Annotated in this window: 15 protein-coding genes; 8 read left to right on the top strand and 7 right to left on the bottom strand. The window is 65.3% G+C overall.

Annotation, left to right across the window (positions count from 1 at the left end; all coding sequences use genetic code 11):
- From NTZ43_01155 to NTZ43_01145, 3 genes are read right to left on the bottom strand one after another with little or no spacing between them, the layout of a single operon-like run.
- Complete coding sequence (locus NTZ43_01155) at nt 1–642, bottom strand: copper homeostasis protein CutC (GenBank protein ID MCX5765818.1); 642 nt, start codon at nt 640–642, stop codon at nt 1–3.
- Nucleotides 642–1,853 (bottom strand): nucleoside permease, encoded by a 1,212-nt coding sequence (locus tag NTZ43_01150; GenBank protein MCX5765817.1) that lies wholly within the window; start codon nt 1,851–1,853, stop codon nt 642–644. Before NTZ43_01150 ends, NTZ43_01155 begins: the two co-directional genes overlap by 1 nt.
- On the bottom strand, nt 1,850–2,629 hold the full coding sequence (locus NTZ43_01145) for a DUF1080 domain-containing protein (GenBank protein MCX5765816.1): 780 nt from the start codon (nt 2,627–2,629) through the stop codon (nt 1,850–1,852). Before NTZ43_01145 ends, NTZ43_01150 begins: the two co-directional genes overlap by 4 nt.
- A gap of 213 nt (nt 2,630–2,842) precedes the next feature.
- On the opposite strand from NTZ43_01145, the gene NTZ43_01140 reads away from it, so the two are divergent.
- Nucleotides 2,843–3,160 carry a GNAT family N-acetyltransferase gene (locus NTZ43_01140; GenBank protein ID MCX5765815.1) on the top strand — a complete coding sequence of 106 codons (318 nt, stop codon included), beginning with the start codon at nt 2,843–2,845 and terminating at the stop codon, nt 3,158–3,160.
- A gap of 11 nt (nt 3,161–3,171) precedes the next feature.
- Entirely contained in the window at nt 3,172–3,543 is a 372-nt protein-coding gene (locus NTZ43_01135; GenBank protein MCX5765814.1) for a VOC family protein, read from the top strand.
- Nucleotides 3,544–3,555: 12 nt separating this feature from the next.
- Here the strand turns inward: NTZ43_01135 and NTZ43_01130 are convergent, their stop codons facing one another.
- Nucleotides 3,556–4,131, bottom strand: coding sequence for a DUF4126 domain-containing protein (locus NTZ43_01130; GenBank protein ID MCX5765813.1), 576 nt, complete (start codon nt 4,129–4,131; stop codon nt 3,556–3,558).
- Nucleotides 4,132–4,315: 184 nt separating this feature from the next.
- Between NTZ43_01130 and NTZ43_01125 the strand changes: the two genes are divergently transcribed.
- Nucleotides 4,316–4,621, top strand: coding sequence for an MscL family protein (locus NTZ43_01125; protein ID MCX5765812.1), 306 nt, complete (start codon nt 4,316–4,318; stop codon nt 4,619–4,621).
- A gap of 18 nt (nt 4,622–4,639) precedes the next feature.
- On the opposite strand, the gene NTZ43_01120 is transcribed toward NTZ43_01125, so the two are convergent.
- The 3 genes from NTZ43_01120 to hrpB all read right to left on the bottom strand — a co-directional run bounded on the left by NTZ43_01120 (nt 4,640) and on the right by hrpB (nt 13,810).
- The gene (locus NTZ43_01120; protein ID MCX5765811.1) at nt 4,640–8,959 is read right to left on the bottom strand and encodes a translocation/assembly module TamB domain-containing protein; all 4,320 of its coding nucleotides are present in this window, start codon (nt 8,957–8,959) and stop codon (nt 4,640–4,642) included.
- Nucleotides 8,956–11,175, bottom strand: a complete 2,220-nt coding sequence (locus NTZ43_01115) for a BamA/TamA family outer membrane protein (protein MCX5765810.1) — start codon at nt 11,173–11,175, stop codon at nt 8,956–8,958. Before NTZ43_01115 ends, NTZ43_01120 begins: the two co-directional genes overlap by 4 nt.
- Before the next feature lie 133 nt (nt 11,176–11,308).
- Nucleotides 11,309–13,810, bottom strand: coding sequence for an ATP-dependent helicase HrpB (hrpB, locus tag NTZ43_01110; protein MCX5765809.1), 2,502 nt, complete (start codon nt 13,808–13,810; stop codon nt 11,309–11,311).
- Nucleotides 13,811–13,856: 46 nt separating this feature from the next.
- Between hrpB and lspA the strand changes: the two genes are divergently transcribed.
- From lspA to NTZ43_01085, 5 genes are all read left to right on the top strand, one after another.
- Nucleotides 13,857–14,363 carry a signal peptidase II gene (gene lspA, locus NTZ43_01105; GenBank protein MCX5765808.1) on the top strand — a complete coding sequence of 169 codons (507 nt, stop codon included), beginning with the start codon at nt 13,857–13,859 and terminating at the stop codon, nt 14,361–14,363.
- Nucleotides 14,364–14,448: 85 nt separating this feature from the next.
- Complete coding sequence (locus NTZ43_01100) at nt 14,449–15,150, top strand: hypothetical protein (protein MCX5765807.1); 702 nt, start codon at nt 14,449–14,451, stop codon at nt 15,148–15,150.
- A 45-nt stretch (nt 15,151–15,195) separates the two neighbouring features.
- Nucleotides 15,196–15,855, top strand: a complete 660-nt coding sequence (locus NTZ43_01095) for a class I SAM-dependent methyltransferase (GenBank protein MCX5765806.1) — start codon at nt 15,196–15,198, stop codon at nt 15,853–15,855.
- Nucleotides 15,852–16,253 (top strand): hypothetical protein, encoded by a 402-nt coding sequence (locus tag NTZ43_01090; protein ID MCX5765805.1) that lies wholly within the window; start codon nt 15,852–15,854, stop codon nt 16,251–16,253. Before NTZ43_01095 ends, NTZ43_01090 begins: the two co-directional genes overlap by 4 nt.
- Nucleotides 16,244–16,840: phosphoribosylanthranilate isomerase (locus NTZ43_01085; protein MCX5765804.1), on the top strand; the 597-nt coding region annotated here is incomplete at its 3' end. The genes NTZ43_01090 and NTZ43_01085, both read left to right, overlap by 10 nt.

Genomic DNA, 16,840 nt, shown 5'->3' with positions numbered 1-16,840 from the left:
CTACGCGTTACCCAGCGACTGCGGGAGTCCGCGAAACGTCCGCCCGTGCACAATCTTTACGCCGGTCTCCTTCACCAGAGCCGGTGCATTGGCCGGTGTGATGGAACCGCCCGCCATCACACAGATGCGGTCTCCAGCGCGCTCCACGAGCGACTTGAGGCGCGCTGCGCCCTCAGCCGCTGTCGCGCCCTTGCCACTCGTCAGAATGTGGTCCACCTGTAGCGCGACGAGCAGTTCGAGCGCTTCGTCCTGATCGCGCACCTGGTCGAACGCGCGGTGAAAACCCACGCGCATCGGGCTGGCCACGGCTATCAGCTCCGCGAGCCGCTCGGAGTCCACGTCACCTTCGGGCGTCAGCGCACCGATCACGACGCCGTCGACGCCGAATTCTTTCGCGACCACGATGTCGCGTGCCATCACCGCGATTTCGTCGTCGGTATACACAAAATTCCCAGTGCGCGGCCGCACCAGCACATGCACACTCACCAGCAAGCGGTCTGAGCACCGCGCAATCAACCCAGCGCTCGGCGTCGTGCCCCCGTCATGGAGTGGTCCGCACAGTTCGATGCGGTGGCACCCCTCGCCCTGCGCCGCGAGCGCATCGGCAAAGGTGTCAACGGCGGCTTCGACGAGAATCGCCATCAGCTGCTCGCCGGTGCGGTAGCCTTGGGACGGAACAGCACGAGGAAGATCAGACAGACCACCAACGCCATATACGCCGGCACCGGCCAGATCTTGGTCCAGTCGTGGACGGTCATCGTGCCATTGTTTGTGGCGTAGGCATTCACGACGCGCCCGCTAATTGCAGCGCCTACGAAATAGCCGAGACCATTGGTGACAAGGTTAATGAAACCTTGTGCCGCACCGCGCACTTTGGCGCCCGCCGTTTCGTCGGTGTAGATCTGCCCGGCCACAAAGAAGAAGTCGTAGCACACGCCGTGCAGCAGAATGCCGGCATAGATGAGCCACATCCCCGTGGTGGCATTCCCGTTGCCAAAGGCGAAGTATCGCGCGCCCCACGCCGCCATTCCCACGAGCATGATGGTCTTGATGCCAAACCGCCGCAGGAAGAACGGCAGCAGCAACATGAAGCCAATCTCCGACATCTGCCCAAACGTCTGAATGAACGCCGGCTCCGGCGCCTTGATTTCATTCAGGAAGGGATTGGCAAACGTGTAATAGAACTGGAGTGGCACGCAGAGCAGAAACGAGCCGAGCACAAAGATCAGAAAGTCGCGGCTCTTGAGCAGCTGGAGCGCGTCGAGCCCGAGGGCGTCACGCACACTGAACGGAGCACCCGCCGCCTTGGGGGGCGTGTTGGGGAGTGTCAGCGAAAACAACCCAAGCACCACGGAAGCGCCCGCCGCGAGTTGCATCGGCAACGCGAGGGCGTCGGCGTGCAGCACTTTGCCCACAGTGATGCCGGCAACAATCCATCCGATGGTGCCCAGTACGCGAATGAGCGGAAAGTCTTTCGCCGGATCTTTGATCTGGTGAAACGAGATCGAGTTAGTGAGCGAGAGCGTCGGCATGTAGCAGAGCGCGTACATGATGAGCAGGGGATAGAAATTCGCCCACTGCGTCTGCCGACTCACGAACCACATGATCAGCCCACCCACCACGTGCAAAAAGGCCAGCAACTTCTCGCTCGCAAAGAACCGGTCGGCGATGATCCCCATGAAGAACGGTGACACAATGGCGGCGATCGCCATCGCGCCGTAGGCGTCGCCAATCTGCGTGTCGGCAAAATGACGCGTCTGCCCGAGGTACGTTCCCATCGTGACGAACCAACTCCCCCACACGAAATACTGGAGGAACATCATCACCGAGAGCTTCGCCTTGACCGTGTTCATTTGGGCTCCTTCAGTGTGAGTTCACGAATGCGAATGTTGCGTAGCGCGAGCACGCCGGTGTGATCGCCCTGAAACGCGACGTGGCCCTTGGTGGCTTTGCCATAGATCGGGTGCTCGTTGAACTTGCTCGCCTTCACCTTGGCGGTCCAATCGGGGCTCCCGTAGTCGTATTCAACCACCTTCTGCCCATTGAGCCAGTGTTCGGCGTGCGTGCCGCGCACCACGATGCGCGTGCTGTTCCATTCGTCCGCGGCTTTCACCACGCCGCGCGGCGGTGCATACAGCCCGTAGTTCGACGCTGCCGACGTCAGGGCGTTCTTGCCGTCTGGATGTCCGGCGTCATCGAGCAGCTGGTACTCGGTGGCGCTCCAATACACCTTGGTTTCTTCTTCGGTGGCTCGGTAGAAGGCGCCGCTGTTGCCACCCTTGCCAAGCTTCCATTCGAACTCGAGTTCGAAGTTGCCGAACTCCTCTTTGCTGATGATGTCTTCCACGGGTTTGCTCTTGGTGAGCGTGCCGTCGGCAATGCTCCACCCTTCAGGAAGCTTGTCCATCTTGAAGCCGCGCCAGGCGTCGGTGCTGGTCCCGTTAAACAGCGACTTCCATTCACTTTGGGCCGCCGCCTTGGCTCCTGGCGCACGCTGGCCAGCGGGCTTGCCAGCGGGCTTGCCGGCGGGCTTGGCGGCGGGCTTGGCGGCGGCTTGCGCGCCCGCAGCGGACAGGGCCAAGGACATCAGCAGGGCGAGGGGCGTGAGGCGGTAGCGGCTCGAAAACATCGATGCTCCGTAGAGGTCGGGGGTTGGATCCCTAAGAAATTGCCGCTTGCCACGGCGGAGCGAAAGGCGAACTTTGTAGATATGTCACCCAGCCAGCCACAGGAGCCCACCCTCTCGGTAGAGCCATCGGCCTCCGCAGCGGATATTCAGGCGGTTTTCACCGGACTAAGAGCCTACAATGTCTCTCAAGTTGGGGAGCCGGACGAGCAGCCGGTGCACGTCTTTCTTCGAGACGGCTCGGGGGCCGTCGTGGCTGGGCTGTCGGGGCATGTAAAGTGGAAATGGCTGTACGTGGCCAAGTTGTGGGTGAGCGAGCCGCTCCGGGGGAGCGGGGCAGGACGCTGCCTCATGGCCGCCGCCGAGGCCTTTGCCATCGAGCACGGCGCCACCGACGCCTCCCTCGACACCTTCGGGGATCAGGCGCGCCCCTTCTACGAGAAGCTCGGGTACCGCGTCTTTGGCACCCTCGAGGGCTTCCCGCCGGGGTCCCGACAGTACTTTCTTACCAAGTCACTCCGCGCATCCCGCTAATCGGTCCCGCTATGTCCGTTGCCTCCTACTTCGCCCGCGGTATCCCGATGCTTCCCGTCGCCAACGTGCGGGCCGCCATCGATTTCTACGTGGATACGCTGGACTTCAAGTTCGGTTTCAACGCGGGCTCCTACGGCGGGGTGCGCCGGGATGCGATCGAAGTGCATTTCTTTACCCCCGAGTCGCCCGACGCGCTCATCCCAGCGATTTGCCGCATCGAAGTCACGGAAATTCGGAATCTCTACAGCGCCTACCGCGAACGGTCGCTCATCACACCAGATCACGATGTGACCGCGAAGCCGTGGGGCACTACCGAGTTTTCTGTGATGGACCCCGACGGAAACGAAATCACCTTCGTCGAAGTCTTCGGACTCGGCTCCTAACGGCGGCGCGGCTCAGGCCGTCAGCGCGCGCCGGATCGTTCGCCACACCGATCGCACCGCGAACAGAAGCGCGACCATCAGCGCGACGGCCACCGCGAAGGTGAGAAACGGATGCGTCCAGAGAAAAAGCACAATCCCCGCCACCATCCCGAGTTCGGCGACCGACGCACCAAAATTCGTGACCGGCTCGGGTGATGTATCGATCGCCACGCGCACGCCAAGCTTGGTGGCGTGCGTTGCCAGACCAACGGCACCGCCAAGCAACCCTGCGGTGAGCACGAGCGTGGCGTCCCCGTGCCAGGCGAGCAACACCGCGAGTGCCGCAGCGGCGGGCGGACGAATGAGACTGTGCACCGCCTCCCACGCCGACGCGATCCCAGGGACCAACGTCGCCCCGAACTCCACCACGGTAAGCGTGAACGCCACGCCAATCACCCACGGCGACCGTGCCGCCGCCAGAGGGCCATCCACTGCGGCAATCCACCCCCAGCGCTCAAAGATGCCGAGCAGCGCGATCGTCGCGTACAGACTGATGCCGCCCGCATAGGCGAGACCGAGTGACTGCGCGAGTGCAATGAGCGACGCCATACCGCGAACCTACGCTACCACGGGCCGCTCCACAACAGCGCGTCCTATGCCTGTCCACTAACGGTCCACCCGGTGAAGCCGCGCGCCTTGGCCGCTCTAGGCGCGTTCACCCCCCTTGCTCCAGCAACGTCCGCTCGCGATGCTATGTCTGCGCTTCCCCTACACTCGAAAACAGGCGGACACGATGCTCAAGGAATTCACGAGTTTTCTCAAGCACTACGGCGTGGTCGGTCTCGCGATTGCCGTGATCATCGGTGGAAAACTCAACGATCTCGTCACCGCCGTGGTGAGCGGCGTGCTGATGCCAATCGTCGGGCGCGCGAGCTCAGCGGCCGGCGGTGACTGGCGCGAGTGGAAGCCAGAGCTGGTTGGCATCAAGTTCGAAATGGGCAAAGTGCTCGGCGCGACCGTGGACTTTCTGATCGTCGCCTTCCTCGTGTGGGCGATCGCCAAGTTCCTGCTGCGCGAAGAGCAGGTCGCCAAGAAGTAGCGGACGTCGAGGCGCCCGCTACTTCCAGCGGAACTCGCGGAACAGATCAAAGCCCACCTGATACGTTCGCGAGAAGCGCCCGACGCCGCTGCACGGGCTCGAGCCGGGCTCCATGCTGGCGGCCGCGCCGAGTCCGAGGCGCGGCCGATATTCGGCGGCCACGCCAAACCACCCCGACGGGCTCTGCGTAGACGCGAGCCGACTCCCGCGGCAGACGCCGCCTGAAAGATTCAGGAATGCGTCGGTCCCAATCTGCCGGCCGCCGGTGATCGCGAAACTATTGAGCAAGCCATCGAGCGGGCTCGTGACAATGTTTTGCGGTCCACTGCCGGCTACCGTTGTCACTTGCAGGCTGCTGAAGAACGGGAAGACCGTGCCGAGTACGCCCTCGAGCAGACCGCCGAGCGAGGGAACGAGTGCCGCCGTTGCCGTCTTAACCGCGTTGCTCTGCTGACCGTCGAGCGCGAAGCTCGGACTGCCGAACACCAGATAGCTGATGATCTCGCTCTGCGCCACGGCGTTGCCGAGGTCGCTCGAGAGGTCGAGTCGCGGCGCCGACGAGAGACCCGAGAGATGCGCGGTGATATGCACATCGCGCGCGTCGTTTTCGTCGTTGGAGCGCACGAGGTACGACGTCCAAATATTGAGCGCGGCCGGCTGGTCCTTGGTGCCGGCAATGCGCACGAGTCCGCTGTCCACGCGGAAGGTACGCTTGAGGATCGAGAGGTCGAGTCGGTAGGTGCCGCGGCTCGCGTCAATCTCACCGAGGATGTACGGATTGTTGGCCTGCCCAGCCAACTCAACCGTGCCGCTCAGTTGCACGTTCGCCTCGCGCGACTTGAGCCGCACGTCATTGCCGAGTTGCACGCGCAACCCTGACATGATCGGCATGCCGACGGCGAGCTCGGCGTCTTCGCTGGCGGCAGTGTTCACCACGCGGGCGCGCCGCTGATTGTCTATAAAAAACAACGCGTGGGGGAGTGAGACGTTGCCGCCGAGCGTCGGTTCGCGCACCGGTCCACTGAGTGAGAGCGTCCAGTTGGCGACCGCAGTGGCAAGGCGCGGATCGTCCACGACGGTGAAGTTGCTCGCGGTACTCGTGGCGCGCACCATCCACCGGTCATTGCGGCGCACGAGCGTCCCTTCGGCGGTGATGGTGTTGCGGCCATCATCGTCGTCGGCAAACTGCAGGCGGCGGAGGGTGATGCTGTCCGGCTGTAACTCTGCGTCGAGCGAGAGGCGGCGCGCAACAAACCCCACACGGGGGAGGTCGAAGGCTCCGTTCTCAATGCGGAGCGGCCCGACGGCGTTGAGTTGCTTCCAGGTGCCGCGCAGTTCGACGTTGGTTCGCAGCACACCGCCCAATCCACTCGCGCGCGGCACCAGCCCTTCAAAGTCGGCGAGGGCCAGTGAATCGGCACGCACGCGTAGCGAAAATGGGTCGTTGGGGCGCCGGTCGTCCACGGCGCGCAGGGAGAGATTGACGGGCACGGTGCCGTCAATCGTGAGCGCATTGTGTGCGGCGGTGCTCGCGTTGACGGACACGCGCGCCATCCGATCGGCGTACCGCACGGTCGCGCGAATAGACGGCGCGGTGTGCTCGTTCACGGAGATCGAATCGAGTGACGCCACCAACTCCATTTTTGGCGCATCGCGCGTGCCACTGAGTTGGAGCGATCCGCGCACGCTGCCTGCTAAGTCGGGCACAATCAAACCCGTGAAGGCGAGTTCCGAGAGCCCCACTCCCGCGAGTTGCAGCGATCCTGCCACCTCGCCGGCGTCAGGAAGGCGCAACGTGCCGCGCACATGAGCCCCCGCAGTGCTCGCAAGCGCTACGGAGTCCAAGGCAAAGAGCGATGGCGTCACCGTGCCGTGCACCGCGCGCTCGAGCGCCCAGCGGCCGTCACCGAGCCCCAGCGTGAGCGAGTCGAGCGTGAAACGGGTGTCGTCGCCGTCGCGGACGCCGGTGCCGCGCACGGCCAGGGAGAGGGTGTCGCCGGAGCGTGCATGTGCCGCAAACGCCGCGGTGCGACCGTCGTCAATGGTCGCGGTAAGTCCGACGTCGTTTGTCGCAAAGTTGCCAACGGTGACAACATCAGCGAGAAGAGAGATACCGCCCGTGGCATTCGATGGGAGTCGGTCGAGCGATACGCGCCCAATGACGTTGCGCACACCCATCTCTCCGCGCCGCGCGTCACGCACGCCAATCGTCCCGCGCACGCGAAAGCGCTCCATCGAACCCACAAGCGCTCCCTCCGCCGTGAGCGCGCCGTGCAGCGAGTCCATAACCGCGTGGCCAAGGCTGTCGAGCAAGAGGGAGCGCAGGGAATCGGCGGCGGCAAACTCGAGGCGCAGCGTCATGCTGTCCGCGCTCTCCCCGCGTCTCGCGAGGTGGCCGCGTGCACTCACTCGCCAATCGGCAGCGTGCAGCTCGGCGGTGTCCACGTGAAAACCGGTGGAATCGAACCCAGCGCGCACGGTACCCATGCGGACGCGAGAGGCGCCAATGATGCTCGTGGTGTCGAGGTGGAGCAGGATGTGGGCATCGGGCATCGTCGCAGGCCCGTCCACATTCACAGCGGCGGAGCCGTCGAGGCGAAGCGCGGGGATGTCGCGCCGAGCGAACAATACGCGCGGATCTACGTTCGAGAGCTGCACGCTGCCGGTAAGGATCAACTGCGTGCTGTCGAGTACGGTGCGCCCGGTGAATCGTGCGCGCCCCTGGCCGGCGCGCAACGCACTCTCTAACTGCACCGTGTCGCCCGTGGCGCGTACGTCGAGCGTACCCATGAGCACGCCACGGAGCGGAACCTCGGTGCGTCCGCGGAGAAGCGTTGCCGGCGCAATCGTGTCGAGGCTCAGCGTGGCTTCGAGCCACTGGGTCGTGACGTCCGAGGCAATACGTCCCGCACCACGCACGCGCGAGGGTTGCAGCAGGCCATCGGTGTGCCACGCCACGAGATCATGAAAACGCAGATTGTTCGTCGGTCCCTCGAGCACCAACGAGCCGCGTAACGTCCCGTGTAGCGAGTCCGCCGCGGGCGTCACCCCACCGGCGACGCGCGTGTCCATGTCAGCAAAGCGCACCGTAAAATCGTGGAGCACCGTCTGTGGCCCCGATGCATCCACCACGCCGCCGATGGTCATGCGCGCCATCGCGCCCTTGGCGTGCCGATCATGCCAGGTGAGGGCGATCGTGTCGAACACCATCGCGCTCAGCGGCCCGCCGCGCGCACGCACGGTCCCTTCCATAAAGCCGTCCCACGGCTTCTTGGGCATCGACTCGCCAAACAACTCATGCAACAGCGCCACGTCAATCGGCTGCGCGGTGAGCGCGAGATCGCGAATGCTCACGGTGCGTCCCACCACGGCGGTGAGCGCGCCGGTGAGGCGCGACTGCGACGCGCGAAGGTCGAGCTTCGTGAGTTCGTAGGAAAGCGCGCCTCGTTCCGCAGCATTCCGCACGCGTAGCTCCGTGCTCCCGGTACCGGATTTTGGGAGCAACGCAGAAATCCACGCGAGTTCCTTCACGGCGACCGTGTCGAGCGTGGCCTGCAGGTCAATGCGGGCGTCCCCTTTGCCCGCCCACGACACCCGGCCGGTCATTCGGCCGTGCGTAACACCAAGGCGTAACTCAGGGAGGTCGAGCGCAAGGGAGTCCTTCCACCAGCGCACGCGCCCAGCGACGCGTGGGAGCGTCACGGGCGGGGCGTCAATAACCACGGCCAGTCGTTTGAGGAGCGCATCCCCTCCCGCGACGGCAGGATCCATGATGCGCGTGCTCCCAAGCGCTACCGAGAGCCCGCTAAACACACGGTGCGTGTCACGCGTCGTGCTGCTGTCGGGCTGCACCAGTTCCACTCGACCGTCGCGCACTTCGGCGCTGTCGAGCGTCACGCGCATCGCAGACGGACTCGTGCTTGCCGGGCGCCCCGATGCGAAAATGCGGTCAATATTCCAGCGCCCTTCACGATCCTGTACCAGCCGCGCTTCGGGATGATCAATCAACAGCCAGCGAATGCGCGCATCTCCGAGGTTAGCGCGCCACAGATCCACGTCCACCGTAATGCGCGCCGCCTTCATCACCAGCGCGCCCTTCGCATCGAGCAGTGTCAGCGAGTCGGCCACCACCGGACTGCCGAACCCACCGTCGAGATGGGCCAGTCGCAGGGTGCCACGCCCCTGAAGCGATGCATTGACCTGCGCGACCAACGTGCGACGCAGCCAATCACGCCCGGTCGTGGTGCGTACCACGAACAGTGGAATCGCAACAGCCAACGCGACCACGCATGCCGCCGTAGCGAACCCAATCTTCAGGAATCGCGCGCGGCGCGTCAAAACGCATTCCCAATGCTGAAGTGGAACGCGAGGCGCGGGAGCAGTCCGCCGCGCTTGAGCGGCGTAAATGTCACGGGGCAGCTCAGCGCGGCCGCATGCGTGCTCCCGGGGAGCGGATCAGTGGTGCCGGGGCTCACGCAGGTGACCGTGCCGAGTACTCCTTTCGCGAGATCACCACCCACCACGTAAAACGCGGGACCTGAGGCCAGCGGATACGGATTGTATCCCACGTCCACACGGAATGGCCCGATGGGCGTCACGAGTCGCACGCCGAGTCCTGGTGTGACGCGCGGCTTCGCATTGAGCACGCTAAACACATCGTTGGAATTCCATACTTGCCCAGCATCGACGAACGCGGCCCAGTGCAACAAGTCGGCGGGCCAGCCGCGCCGTGCGCGCAGTTCAATATTCGCCACCCACATGGCGTTGCCGCCGCTGGGGGCAATGCGCAACACCGAACTTGCTGCACCAGCCTCACCCACGACCGTGCCATCGGCGAGCGTGCGCGTCACATACGAATCAACGATGTATGAACCGGGGCCAAGTTGATTCTGCCCGAAGCCGCGCACCGTGTTCTGCCCGCCGGCATAAAACCGCTCCTGTGGCGGCAACAATACCGAACGATCACTCGGCGCAAAGACAAACCCAGCCTGTACGCGAGTGGCCAGCACGAGATTGTCGCCGAGGGCTCGGTATGACGCGGCCTCGCCCTGAATGTGCGCAAAGTCGAGGGGAAGGATGCGCGAAATCTGCGTGTGCCCGTAGCGCAGCTCCACTTGCCAGCGATACCCGTGGTCGGGGTCGCTCGTGGGCAACAACGGATTTCGCGCGAGTGAGCCGCCAATCGTATGCACGGGACTCGGGAGCACAAAGCTCGTGAGATCTTCGAGACGGCAGAACCCGAAGGTCGTGCAGCTCACCGACCGGTCCGCCACCGTTTTGCCGTCCACGTATTGGTACTGCGCTGTGCCAACGAGCCGCGTGCCGAGTTCGCGCGTCACGGCAGCAATCACACCGACGTCTGTCTGCTGCTGATACGCAAAGGGTTCGGAGCGCCGTTCCGTGAACAGCGTGAGGCTCGGGCGCAACTGTGCGCCCAGCACGCCGCGCAGATTCAGCGTCGCACCCGCGTAGTAGTTCAGGTTGCGGCTGAACGGGTCGTCGCGCGTTTCCGACGCGCACAATCCGGAGAATCCGCCGAACGGATGCGCCATACCGATCTTCGACAGCTTCGCCGTGACTTCAAGACGGTTGCCCGTGTTGGCGAGATTCTGTTCCACCAGTCGTGCTGAGGCGCGAAAACAATCGAGGGTGGCCCATCCCACCGTGGTGCGCAGGCGACGTCGGTCTCCTTCAGCCAGTTGCACCACCAGCGAATCGTGCGTGCTGTCCACAGGCACGTTGTCAATACGCACCGTGCGGTACAGCTCCGTGGCGTAGAGGTCGCGCTGACTCGTGGCGACTTCACGCGAGTCGAGGCGATCACCACTATGCACCCGCAGCAACGCGCGCACAGCGTCTGCCGAGAGCGCAGGGGCACGCGTGGAATCGGAGAAGCGAATGGCAATCGTTCCAATGCGCGTCACCGGTCCTGGGCGGAACACGAAGTGCACGGTGCCGCGGTGCGCCGTCGTGTCGCGCCGGCTTGAGTCGAGCGGCTCTCGCGCATGCGCGAAGCCCGCCTCCTTCACCAACTGCTGCACCGAGTCGCGCACAAACTTCAATACCGAATCGTCGTACACCGTCCGTAGCAAGCGTTGCTGAATCGCGCGGGCATCGGCCGCCTCAACCGGCAATCCTGCCACGACGACAGAGTCAATACGAACCGCATTCCCCTCGCGCACCACAAACGTCACCTGCGCGCGTTTGTCGCCGCGTCGGGTGACGGCGCTCTGGACCCGAGTGCCGGCGTAGCCGCGCGAATCATAGAACGCGGCGATATTCGCCGCATCGGAGCGCAACTCAATAGTGTCGAGGCAGGTGAGGGTGCCCGTGTTCCATCCAAACCAGCGCCGCCAAAGCCCCGTACGCTCGGTGCGGATGACCGGCTCAAGGTCGCTCGTCGAAATGCGCGCATTGCCGGTGATGGCCACCGCGTCCACCATCGGATGGCGCGCGGTGCACGCAATCCGCTGCGCGCGCACCGTCTGCGGCCATGCGCTGGCGAGCAGCATCGCTGCCAATACGAGGCGGAGCCGGGGGCGCGCGAATACCATAGAGTAAAAATACCCCACCACGCGCCCTGCCGACACGGCTCCAACACGGCTCCCGCACCCCTGCGGCACCGATCTAGCACGGTGCCGCTCGGGCGCCGGTTTGGCGGCGCGCCAACGAGCGAAACGGCGGCCGTTACCGCGGCTTGGCGCGCTTCGTCGGCTCGGCCTGCAGCGGGTCGTCGGGCCAATAGTGCCGCGGGTACCGCCCCCGCATATCCTTCCGCACGTCGAAATACGAACTGCGCCAAAACCCAGCGAGATCCCGTGTCACCTGCACCGGCCGATGGGCAGGGGAAAGCAGATGGAGTGTGACGGCCACTCGCTCGCCCCCGACACGCGGCGTGTCCGACGCCCCAAACATTTCCTGCAATCGCACAGACAGGGCAGGGCTCTCCGGATCGGCGTAATCCACCGGAATCCGCGACCCGCTCGGCACCGTGAGATGCGTGGGCGCCAGCGAATCGAGCGCGGCCCGTTGCTTCCAGTCGAGGAGGTCGAGCAGAAAGGTACCGAGGTCGAGCTTGGCGAGGTCGGCGCGCTTGCGCACGCCGTTGAGGTGCGTGCCGAGCCACTGGTCGAGGTCGGCGAGCAGCGAGTCGTCGGAGACGTCTGGCCAATCCGCATGGATCGTACGCACGAAGGCCATGCGCTCGCGCGTACGTTGCGCACCGTCGCTCCACGGCAACGCGGCCACGCCAGCGCGGCGCACCGCGTCCAGCATCGCGCGGCGCATCGCATCGGCATTCGGTTCGCGCTGCGGGCGTTCGCGCAGCACGAGGGCGCCAAGACGCTCGCGCGTGATGGCCCGCACGGCACCCGTGGCGTCGTCAATCTCCACCACATCTTCGCGCTCAATGTCTGAGGCAAACAGCGTCTCGAGTTGCTCGCGCGTCAACGGCACCGCGCGGTACACCTTGGCTTCACCTCCGTCGCCGTCGGTATCGCCAATAGCGAGGCAAGGCGCGCCCGCGAGCGGTGAGGCGTCGTCCACCTTGGCGCCGCGGCCATTGCGCATCACAAACCGCGTGCGCCCGCCGCGCGAGAGCGCCACGCGGTCCGGGTACGCCAGCGCCACGAGGTCACCGCACCGCGCGTCGCGATCGACATCCTCTGCGTCGCCGCGCACGCCGAGTTCGCCGCGCAGTCGCCGCGCTTCGTCACGAATCTGAAAGAGTCGGCCACGGTCCACGCGCGCGTCGTGCTCCGCGCCGGGCGCGCGGAGCAGTTCCACTCGCGTGCGTAAGTCCGGATCACCGCGCGCCGCGTCGCCGCGCAACAGATCGCGTTCGGCGAGGAGTGCCGCCACATCGCACGCGAGGGCACCGCACTGCATCTCCATGCCGCGAATCACGAGATGCGCCAGCCGCGGATGAATCCCCACACCCGCCATGCGCCGCCCGTGCGGCGTGATCCGCAACCCGGCATCGAGCGCACCGAGCGACGCGAGAAGCGCGCGGGCCTGTGCATACGTTCCCGCCGGCGGCGCGTCTATCCAGGCGAGTGTCGCGGGGTCGTCGATTCCTGCCGCAGCAAGCTCCAGCGCGAGCGGCGCGAGGTCCGCTTCGAGAATTTCAGGCGGTCGCCGCTCGGGCAACGAGGCATGTTCCCCTTCGCTCCACAGACGATAGCAGTAGCCTGCAGCCAGGCGTCCGGCTCGGCCGCGTCGCTGTTCCGCCGAGTCCTGCGAGACGCGCACCGTCTCGAGTCGTTGCATGCCCGACCGCGCCGAAAAACGTGGCACTCGCGCGAGCCCGCTATCCACCACCACGCGGACTCCCTCGATGGTCAAACTCGTTTCCGCTACCGACGTTGCGAGCACAACTTTGCGGCAGCCGGGCGGGCTCGGCGCAATCGCGCGGTCTTGTTCCTCGAGCGGCAGGGTGCCGTGGAGCGTGTAGATGCTCGTGCGCGGCGGGAGTAAGCGCCCCGCGAGTGCCGAGGCGGTACGACGTATTTCTGCCGCACCCGGAAGAAATACCAGCACATCTCCCTCGTGAGCTGCAAGCGCGCGTTCCACCACCGTCGCAATTGCTGGCTCAATCCACACATCCGCGCGACGCGGCACATACACCGTTTCCACGGGGTACGCACGCCCCTGACTCGTAATCACCGGCGCACCGCCGAGAAGTCGCGCCACCGCTTCTCCGTCGAGCGTGGCCGACATGGCGAGCAACCGCAGGTCGGGGCGTAGCAACTCTGCGGATTGCAACGCAAGCGCCAACCCAAGATCCGCCACGAGATTCCGCTCGTGAAACTCATCGAACACCACGAGCCCAATCCCCTCGAGCGACGGGTCGTCCTGAATCAGCCGCGTGAGCACCCCCTCCGTCACCACCTCAATGCGCGTGCGACGGCTCACGCGGCTGTCCCCGCGCACGCGGTAGCCAACAGTGCCCCCCACCTCCTCGCCGAGCGAGGCTGCCATAAAGCGCGCGGCGGCACGGGCTGCCAGCCGCCGGGGCTCAAGCATGACAATCTTTTGCGCCCCCAGCCACGGCGACTTGAGCAGAGCGAGCGGCACCCGAGTAGTTTTCCCAGCACCCGGAGGCGCCTGGAGTACGGCACGGGTGCCGGCCACCAGCGTCTCGCTGAGGGCGGCAAGCACCGCGTCGATGGGCAATGGCGTCGGGAACACGATCGAAACTTAACGTCGGCGCTACGGCGTACGGCCAACTCCTTCCATGACTGGCTCCAGCTACTCTCCCCGCTTTCCCATCCGAGTGCGCACCTTCTGGCCGTTGTTTGTCAGTTGGGTGGCGGCCGATTTCGTGACCAAGCGCATCGCCGAGGACTCCTTGGCGCTGCACGTGCCACGTTCCGTGCTGGGCGAGTTTTTCCGCTTTACCCTCACGTATAACACCGGCGCGGCGATGAATTTCTCGCTGGGCCAGTCGTCGCGGGTCGCCTTTACGGTGATCGCCGCGGTCATGCTGTTCGTGATTTTCCGCATGTACCGCGAAACCGATGATCGTGACGGCTGGCAGGCCGCGGCGCTGGCGCTGATCGCCGCCGGCGCGCTTGGCAATCTGCTCGACCGTCTGCGCTCGGCCCGCGGCGTCGTGGACTTTATTGATGTGGGAACGTCCGGCTGGCGTTTTTGGACGTTCAACGTGGCGGACATGGGTGTCACCGTGGGCGCCGCGCTGCTCGCGCTCCTCATGTGGCGCCAGCCTCGGCCGCCAGAATAAGTAAGCCGTACCACTCGTCCAGCAATCCAGCCGTTCGTTTCGTAGAGAGAGCGGTCCCGCTGCGCCCCACCACCCAGAGGTCGTCGTGTCGAACGCCGATTCCCCCACCAATCGTCGCGGCTTCATTGCCACGGTCGCCGGCGGTACTGCGGCGCTGGCCGCCACACTCACGGCCGGCGAACTCTTTGCGCAGGCGCGCTCGTTTCCCGACTACCCGGCCCCGCAGGGTGGATGGGACTTGGCGTGGGTCGATCGCGTGGAAAAAGCCAAGCACAAAATGGTGTTCGACCAACCCGAGGTGACGGACGGCCTCGCCGAGAACAACGCGCTCACGTATCTGCGCGGTTATGCGGACGTCTACAAGACCACCGACGCCGACATGGCTGTGGTGATTGTCGTGCGACACGGCGCCATGAGCGTCGTGCTCAACGACAACATGTGGGACAAAATGAAGCTCGGCGAAAAGGGCAAAATGAAGGACCCCACCACGGGGGAGACCTCCTCGCGGAACCCGTTCATCAACATCAAGGCCGACGACAAGCACGCGAGCGTCCTCCGCGAAGGTGCGCTGGATGCGCTGATGGCGCGCGGCGTGATTGTGCTCGCCTGCAACCTCGCCTTGATGCGCAACGCCGGCATTCTCGCCAAAGAAGCGAATATGCCAGTGGAAGAAGCGCGCACGCTCATTGCTGCCTCGCTCGTGCCAGGCGTCATTCGCCAGCCCTCGGGGATCTTTGCCGTGGCGCGCGCGCAGGAAGCCGGCTGCCACTTCATTCGCGCCACGTGAGTCGGTGGGCCTCGTGCGGCACGCAGACACGGGAGTGCGTGTCGCATGAGCGGTAAAGCCGGTAAAGCCGGTAAAGCCGGTAAAGCCGGTAAAGCCGGTAAAGCCGGTAAAGCCTACGACCAAGCGTACTTCGATCGCTGGTACCGCGACCCTAAAGCGCGCGTGGCCACGCGCGCAGCGGTCAAGCGGAAGGCGGCCATGGTCGTCGGAATCGCCGAAGCGCTCCTCCAGCGGCCCGTGAAGACCGTTCTCGATGTAGGCTGCGGCGAAGGCACCTGGCGCGCGCCGCTGCTCGCGGGTCACCGAGGGCTTCAGTACACCGGCGTTGACTCGAGCGAGTATGTGCGTCAGCGCTTCGGCCGCACGCGCAACATCCGCGCAGGTACCTTCGGCACGCTCGATGAACTCGGACTCGAGGGCCCGTTCGATCTTATCGTGTGTTGCGACGTGCTACAGTACGTGCCGCCCCGCGAGCTTACCCGCGGACTGCGCGCCATCGCCGAGCTCCTCGGAGGCGTGACATATCTAGAGGCGTACACCACGGCTGACGAGATCGAGGGTGATCGCAAGGCGTGGCACCATCGGTCGCCGGCCGAGTATCGCAGCGCGTTCCGCCGCGCGGGGCTCACCAGCGTCGGCATGCACTGCTACGTGGGCAGCGAACTGCGGCCGATGACCGCGGCGCTGGAGCGCGCGACAGGGTGATCCGCCGCACCGTGCTGTGCACCGCATTCCTCGGCGCGGCCGCCTGCAGCGACACCACCGCGCCCGCCGACCCGGTCGGTAGCTGGGGCGGCCAGCACATCGCGCTCACGGTCACGGCGCAGGGCGGTACCGCCGAGTTCGACTGTGCACACGGCGCGTTCACGGGCGCGCTCACCCCGTCGTCCGACGGCCTCTTCAGCGCGTCGGGCGTATGGGTGCGTGAACACGGCGGCCCCGTGCGCGATGGCGAGGTGCTCCCGTCGTTCCCCGCGCTCTACGACGGCCGCATTACCGGCACGAGCATGTCGCTGACCGTCACCCGGACCGATTCGGCGATCACGATCGGCACGTATTCGCTCACCAAAGGGAGCGCCGCCAGCGTGTTCAAATGCCTGTGATGAAAGTGTGCTGCATCGCGTCGCTCGACGAAGCTGAACTCGCGTCGTCTCTCGGCGCCTATGCTATCGGGCTGGTGTCGGCGATGCCGAGCGGGCCCGGGCCGATCCCCGATGAGCTGATTGCCGAGATCGCCGCGGCTGCGCCGACGCATCTGCAGAAGTTTCTGCTCACCTCACGGCTCGACGCCGACGACATCGCGCAACAGGTGATGCGCGCCGGCACCAACACGGTGCAGATCGTTGACGCGCTCGTGCCGGGTTCGCACGCGCGGCTCCGCGATCTGATTCCGCACGTACAACTCGTGCAGGTGATCCACGTGACGGGGGAGGGAAGCATTCGCGAGGCGGAATCCATCGCCGCCGAGGTGGACGCCATTCTCCTCGACTCCGGCAATCCCGCGGCGAAAATCAAAGAGCTCGGCGGCACCGGCCGCACGCACGATTGGGCGGTGAGCCGCGCCATCGTGCAGGCCGTCGGCATCCCCGTGTACCTCGCCGGCGGCCTGCGGGCGGAGAACGTGGCCGAGGCGGTGGACGTGGTGCGGCCGTTCGGCGTGGATGTGTGCAGCGGCGTGCGGACCAATGGC

This window comes from Gemmatimonadota bacterium (genome assembly GCA_026387915.1).
In the GTDB taxonomy this organism is placed as follows: Bacteria; Gemmatimonadota; Gemmatimonadetes; order Gemmatimonadales; family Gemmatimonadaceae; genus Fen-1231.
The sequence above is the reverse complement of the archived record's forward strand: the minus strand, read 5'-3'. Positions and strand labels throughout refer to the sequence as shown.